Origin of the sequence: Thermobrachium celere DSM 8682, from assembly GCF_000430995.1 — a bacterium.
Lineage (GTDB): Bacteria > Bacillota > Clostridia > Clostridiales > Caloramatoraceae > Thermobrachium > Thermobrachium celere.
In genome coordinates this window covers 3,229-3,775 of record NZ_HF952014.1, presented here as the reverse complement: position 1 = coordinate 3,775, position 547 = coordinate 3,229, and the positions used below count along the sequence as shown (strand labels likewise).

Genomic DNA, 547 nt, shown 5'->3' with positions numbered 1-547 from the left:
GTACTCTCCATCATCCGATCTATTCATTTAAATCCTTCTTAAATAAGAAAGACAGTCATTCTAATCAAATACCCGCCCCAACTATTAACAAAGAACCTCAAAAAGCAAAAAAGACCCTGATTTCTCAAGGCTTCTATCTACTGTATCAAAATCATAGTTCAAATATGTCTTTAGACGATGTTTTTGATACAATATAGATTTTACTTTTGTAAATTTTTACCCAATATCATTATCAAATCATTATTCTATTTATTTTCTCACAATCAAATTATTTTCTCAATTTTGCCAAATGTGATAAAGTCCTATCTAGTCAATTAATTTTAGTTTCTTACTTTCAACCGAAAAAACTAGTGATTTAGGTAGGAACAATTTCCTCTTCCCATTCCTTCAATTACAAGACCATCTATTCCCTTTTCAATACAGTAATCTATTAAAGTGGAATCCATACCTGTTACACATTTGATGAGCTGAACATTTGCATTTACACTGTCTATTTCGATATGCTGCTTTCTAATGCTGTCACGATAGAATATAACCTTGTTACTGT

At 30.5% G+C, this 547-nt stretch carries 1 protein-coding gene and 1 pseudogene; one reads left to right on the top strand and one right to left on the bottom strand.

All coding sequences use genetic code 11. The annotated features are described in order from the left end of the window. Positions 1-197, top strand: a 197-nt coding sequence (locus tag TCEL_RS13950; protein ID WP_207636299.1) for a hypothetical protein, incomplete at its 5' end; no start/stop codon positions are given. A 150-nt stretch (positions 198-347) separates the two neighbouring features. Here TCEL_RS13950 and TCEL_RS00565 read toward each other — a convergent pair. Next, positions 348-547 (bottom strand): annotated as a pseudogene (locus TCEL_RS00565) (asparaginase); the annotation flags it as partial.